A 6,447-nucleotide genomic window follows, 5' to 3' on the forward strand; every position below is an offset into this window, starting at 1 on the left:
AAAGACCAAAATCCCCGCCAGGGGATTACTACGGAAATGTCAGACAGCAACCTGTCTGACGGCATGAACTACATCCCAAAGACCAAAATCCCCGCCAGGGGATTACTACGAGATCCCCTGAACTGTGAGGGCTTTCACCCATTGGGCATCCCAAAGACCAAAATCCCCGCCAGGGGATTACTACCGAAACTGCGCGCAAACTAAAGGAAGCGCCGATATTCATTATCCCAAAGACCAAAATCCCCGCCAGGGGATTACTACGGCGTGAATATGTCCAGCGTCTCCAGCACCGCGTAGATATCCCAAAGACCAAAATCCCCGCCAGGGGATTACTACTTGACAGTCTACCCGCGTTACAACCAAAGGATGAACTTGATCCCAAAGACCAAAATCCCCGCCAGGGGATTACTACTCACGCCTCGTACCGGTCGAAGATGGCGCATATCTCGGATCCCAAAGACCAAAATCCCCGCCAGGGGATTACTACCGAGAGTTCGGACATCGCACCATCCAAAGAATCACGACGATCCCAAAGACCAAAATCCCCGCCAGGGGATTACTACCCGAAAGACATGTCGTTGGCGAAGATGCGCCCCTTGTTCCATCCCAAAGACCAAAATCCCCGCCAGGGGATTACTACGGCAGAGGTGAGGATGAGGCCGAGTGCCGGCATGGATGCGATCCCAAAGACCAAAATCCCCGCCAGGGGATTACTACGCGTGAACAGGTCACGCGCAAAGCCCGGCTCGACATCCTGAATCCCAAAGACCAAAATCCCCGCCAGGGGATTACTACGATGATGAAGTCGTTGTCGCCGGAGTACCTGATGTTCTCTATCCCAAAGACCAAAATCCCCGCCAGGGGATTACTACCTAGAACGTGGATCGAATCGAGGGCGGGGTGTAGTAGATCCCAAAGACCAAAATCCCCGCCAGGGGATTACTACCCACCCGGTGCTCGGCCTGCTCCAGCCGGCGCTGTGCATCCATCCCAAAGACCAAAATCCCCGCCAGGGGATTACTACTCATTTGCGCCTCCCCTGGTCAAGCGCGATAAGCAGCAGGTTCAATCCCAAAGACCAAAATCCCCGCCAGGGGATTACTACCCCGCGCCGCCTACCGCGAACGGGCGCGGCTGATGCTCAAGATCCCAAAGACCAAAATCCCCGCCAGGGGATTACTACGTCAGTTCCTTCAGCGTGGCCTGCCGCTCCATATATTCGATCCCAAAGACCAAAATCCCCGCCAGGGGATTACTACATGTCGATCTCGCCAGCCCTGGGAGCGCCCCGCTCGTACCAGATCCCAAAGACCAAAATCCCCGCCAGGGGATTACTACGTTGAGGTTACGCCATGACAGATAACATGTGGTATGTTCCATCCCAAAGACCAAAATCCCCGCCAGGGGATTACTACCATCATACCGGGCAGGAGAAGCAGGGCGGCCACGAGGATCCCAAAGACCAAAATCCCCGCCAGGGGATTACTACTCATCTGTAATCTGATGCGCAACAATAACCGCAGTGTCAATGTATCCCAAAGACCAAAATCCCCGCCAGGGGATTACTACTGTTATCCGCCGAGACGGCGGCCTTGTTGGGCCAGAGCAGCATCCCAAAGACCAAAATCCCCGCCAGGGGATTACTACACATACGTATCGAGGTTCGTTGCACTCAACTCCAAGCGAATCCCAAAGACCAAAATCCCCGCCAGGGGATTACTACAGTCAGCTCTGTTGTGTCCATCGTCACCGCCTATGCAAAAGGATCCCAAAGACCAAAATCCCCGCCAGGGGATTACTACCCAGGGCGTCGAGCTTCTCGGCCAGCAGCTTGCTGAAGGATCCCAAAGACCAAAATCCCCGCCAGGGGATTACTACAAGAGCTCATCCGCCTCGGCCTGGGCGTCGGCGATCTCATCCCAAAGACCAAAATCCCCGCCAGGGGATTACTACGAAGAATACCGCGTTGCGACCGCTCAAGAACGCCAGCCATCCCAAAGACCAAAATCCCCGCCAGGGGATTACTACCCAGGAGCACGGCGCGCACCGTGCCGCTTGCGTCGCTGTATCCCAAAGACCAAAATCCCCGCCAGGGGATTACTACCGTAGTAGGTCATTGTCGTGTCGCTGTCGTCACTCGTCATCCCAAAGACCAAAATCCCCGCCAGGGGATTACTACTTGACATGCAGTACGCCAGCGCTGTCAGCCTCTACCTGATCCCAAAGACCAAAATCCCCGCCAGGGGATTACTACTCGGTGACCATCTTGCCGGGGGCACCAGCGGCGGTGACAATCCCAAAGACCAAAATCCCCGCCAGGGGATTACTACGGATGCCGCAGCCGAGTCAATCCGAGCATGGGTGGTAATTTATCCCAAAGACCAAAATCCCCGCCAGGGGATTACTACGTTGCTTGTGCGGCATTGGGGGTATCCTCTTCCTGATCCCAAAGACCAAAATCCCCGCCAGAGGATTACTACCCAGGAACGACATCCTTGTTCTGCTCTGTGAGCAGGCGAAATCCCAAAGACCAAAATCCCCGCCAGGGGATTACTACGTTTCTGAGGGCCGTTGAGGCGTGCTAGGCTATGGTTACTTATCCCAAAGACCAAAATCCCCGCCAGGGGATTACTACCCTGGAGCAGGGCGGGGACGCAAGGCGGGCGCTTGAGGATCCCAAAGACCAAAATCCCCGCCAGGGGATTACTACCTCCCAAGACGTAGCGGCAAGGGCGGCGTCCCTCGCCATCCCAAAGACCAAAATCCCCGCCAGGGGATTACTACCCCACACCGCCGACGCCCGCCAACACTCCCGCATATCTCGATCCCAAAGACCAAAATCCCCGCCAGGGGATTACTACCTTCGCCTCCTCGACTCGAATGGGCTCGCGCCTCATCACCATATCCCAAAGACCAAAATCCCCGCCAGGGGATTACTACGGCCGCTCGCGGTCGTAACCCAGACTCCTATCGCGCTTACATCCCAAAGACCAAAATCCCCGCCAGGGGATTACTACCCAGCTCGCCCATGCCGCTGCGCTGCGTGACCTCGAAGACGATCCCAAAGACCAAAATCCCCGCCAGGGGATTACTACTTACCGACCGCTTGCACAGGATACCCAGGTAGACCAGCAGGCACTCCCTATCCCAAAGACCAAAATCCCCGCCAGGGGATTACTACCCCTTCGGGTCGGGTTGGGGTTTCATCGTAGGTGCTCCTATTGCATCCCAAAGACCAAAATCCCCGCCAGGGGATTACTACTGCTCCCCCATCTCGACCTTGACCCCGTAGACGCTGATATCCCAAAGACCAAAATCCCCGCCAGGGGATTACTACAGTGATTAGCTCTTGCCGCCACTGCGCACATACACCTGGATCCCAAAGACCAAAATCCCCGCCAGGGGATTACTACCAGGCGCACCAAGGTCCACCTCGCTGGCGCGATCGAGGATATCCCAAAGACCAAAATCCCCGCCAGGGGATTACTACCATGGTCGGGCCGACTGTCGCCATAGCCGCGCATCAGCAGGATCCCAAAGACCAAAATCCCCGCCAGGGGATTACTACCCTCGTCAGCGACCACCTTGATATTCGACGCGCGCCCTAATATCCCAAAGACCAAAATCCCCGCCAGGGGATTACTACTCGAAGTGCTGCGCGAGCGGGCGCAGATCGATGGGCTGATATCCCAAAGACCAAAATCCCCGCCAGGGGATTACTACACAGCTTGCCCGCCAGGCCGGGCTCCCAGCGATCCTTGCCGATCTGATCCCAAAGACCAAAATCCCCGCCAGGGGATTACTACAGGAGTCTACGCCATGATTTACGGTGCGGTGAGTGCTAAAATCCCAAAGACCAAAATCCCCGCCAGGGGATTACTACGGCGGCCGAGGCGGCGCTGCCCGACCCCGAGGCGGAATCCCAAAGACCAAAATCCCCGCCAGGGGATTACTACCCACATGACAGCCTATCTGCTGCGCAAAAGACGACTTACATCCCAAAGACCAAAATCCCCGCCAGGGGATTACTACCCACGATGAACCAACTGATCAGGCGTTCGGCGGGTAAGGATCCCAAAGACCAAAATCCCCGCCAGGGGATTACTACCCAGCAGGACACTGCGCTGGTGCGAGTAGTCTGCCATCCCAAAGACCAAAATCCCCGCCAGGGGATTACTACCTTCGGGGCCTTGGCGGCCTTGGCGGCGTCATCTGCGATGGGATCCCAAAGACCAAAATCCCCGCCAGGGGATTACTACGATCGTAGCCCTCATCCTCCATCGCCTCGATCTCGTCTATCCCAAAGACCAAAATCCCCGCCAGGGGATTACTACCCGAGGACATAGGCGCTGTGGTAGTCCAGCGTGCATAATCCCAAAGACCAAAATCCCCGCCAGGGGATTACTACCCAAGAATGTACTCGGCGCTGTCGTTGCCCGGCAGATCGAATCCCAAAGACCAAAATCCCCGCCAGGGGATTACTACGTCAGAAAGTTGAACAGCTCGACGCACTGCACATGCGTCAAATCCCAAAGACCAAAATCCCCGCCAGGGGATTACTACCTATGGCAGCAGCACCTGTGGGCGCTGCGTTCAACTTAGATCCCAAAGACCAAAATCCCCGCCAGGGGATTACTACCCGCAAGCATGTTCGCATAGAGCGCGGTGTGGCACACCACCATCCCAAAGACCAAAATCCCCGCCAGGGGATTACTACACCACAGGATCGCCGGGCCGCCGCGTCGCCGTCACAATGGATCCCAAAGACCAAAATCCCCGCCAGGGGATTACTACGCGAGACGGAACCGCTCGCGCCAGTCGGGGTCGGTCAATCCCAAAGACCAAAATCCCCGCCAGGGGATTACTACGTTATGCTGTCAATGCCCCAACTTCTTACAAACACCATACCAATACTGATCCCAAAGACCAAAATCCCCGCCAGGGGATTACTACGGCATCGTCTAGGGTGCCCTGAAACGACACGCTACACGCCATCCTAAAGACCAAAATCCCCGCCAGGGGATTACTACGCAGATCAGCCGGGTGGTGCGGGCCACCCAGGCCGATGAGGTGAATCCCAAAGACCAAAATCCCCGCCAGGGGATTACTACTTGGCGTTGTCGGTGTCCATCTGCTCGGCGTCCGTTGTGGATCCCAAAGACCTCAATCCCCGCCAGGGGATTACTACTGGAATGACTGCGCTAAAGGACACGCCATAGGCTATCGCCTCGGCCCGCCCTCCAGCTCGGCGCGTATCGCCGCATCGCTCACCTCGGCGTAGCCCATCGTCGTCCTGATGTCGCGGTGGCCCAGGCGGCGCTGCACCGTCTCGATCTTGTGGCCCTCCTCCAGCAGCTCGGTGGCCGCCGTGTGGCGGAGCTGGTGGATGGTGTAGCGCGGCTTGCCCTCGGGGTCGATCAGGCCCGCGCCGGCGCAGAGCTTGTTCCAGTGCCACACGACGGTGGTGTAGCGCGTGCGGGTCTTGCGGTTCGAGCAGAACAGCGGGTGCGTCGGCGGCATGTCCGGGCCAAGCGCCTTGAGGTGCCGCCGGAGCAGCCGCACGCTCTTCTCGGTGCTGTTCGGCCCCAGGATGACCACCCGCTCCACGCGGTTCTTCGGGTCGCGCACATGCAGCCCCTCTTGGCCGGGGGCCAGGCTCACATCTGAGACGTTGAGCGCCAGCACCTCGCCCACGCGCATGCCCGCCTCGCGCAGCAGGGTGAAGATCAGCCGGTAGGGCATGGTGGCGCTGCCAATGGCCGCGTCGAGCGCCGCGCGGTCGCCGTCGCCCTTGACCGGGCGGGGCAGGCGCCGGGTGGTGCTGCGCGCCTCCAGGCCCAGGGTCGGGTCGCGGGCGATCAGCTCGCGGGCCAGGCACCAGGCGAAGAAGGTGCGCAGGCTGGCCAGCTTGCGGGCCTGGGTGCTCGCGGTCGGCACCTCGGCCAGCCACGCCTCCAGGGCGGCGCGCGGTATCTCGCTGATGTCGCCGGGGAAGGCGGCGGCGGCGGCGCGGAGGTCGCAGGCGTAGGCTTTGATCGTGGCCGCCGTGCGCCCCTTGTGGCGCAGCGTGAGGGTGAAGTCGTGGAGCAGGCTGGAGATCGTGGTGGGCATGGGTTCGCCTTCGGTACGTGCGGGGAGCATGTTCTAGTATAACACGGTACAGTGTAATCAGCAAGCCCGTGCGAGTGCCGCCGCACGGGCCGCCGAATAACTGTAGATAATTCCGCCAAATGCCCGAACGCGCAGGGGCGACGGATGGCGCTGGTATCAGGGGGCGATTGGAGATAATCAGAGATAAGGCGCATTATCTCCAATTCGCCCCAGGCCGATCACGCCCGCACCGCTTGCGGTTTTCGCCCCGCCCCTACCCGCCGCCCGCGAGGCGGGCGAGGAGCGCATCGCGCTCGGCCATCTGCGCCGGGGTGAGCGCCCCCGCCTCGACGGCCA

Annotated in this window: 1 protein-coding gene and 1 CRISPR repeat array; the gene reads right to left on the reverse strand. The window is 59.0% G+C overall.

The window, feature by feature from the left end:
- Positions 1-5,188: direct repeats of the CRISPR family, unit length 32 nt; unit sequence AAAGACCAAAATCCCCGCCAGGGGATTACTAC.
- Positions 5,189-5,220: 32 nt separating this feature from the next.
- Complete coding sequence (locus K2Z83_RS25050; protein ID WP_220597909.1) at positions 5,221-6,111, reverse strand: tyrosine-type recombinase/integrase; 891 nt, start codon at positions 6,109-6,111, stop codon at positions 5,221-5,223.
- Positions 6,112-6,447 lie beyond the last annotated feature (336 nt).

It is taken from the genome of Oscillochloris sp. ZM17-4, from assembly GCF_019599295.1.
Taxonomy (GTDB): domain Bacteria; phylum Chloroflexota; class Chloroflexia; order Chloroflexales; family Chloroflexaceae; genus Oscillochloris.

Excerpts from the sequence above, each read along its gene's own strand:
- K2Z83_RS25050 (WP_220597909.1), bottom strand. The coding sequence starts at position 6,111 with ATGCCCACCACGATCTCCAGCCTGCTCCACGACTTCACCCTCACGCTG.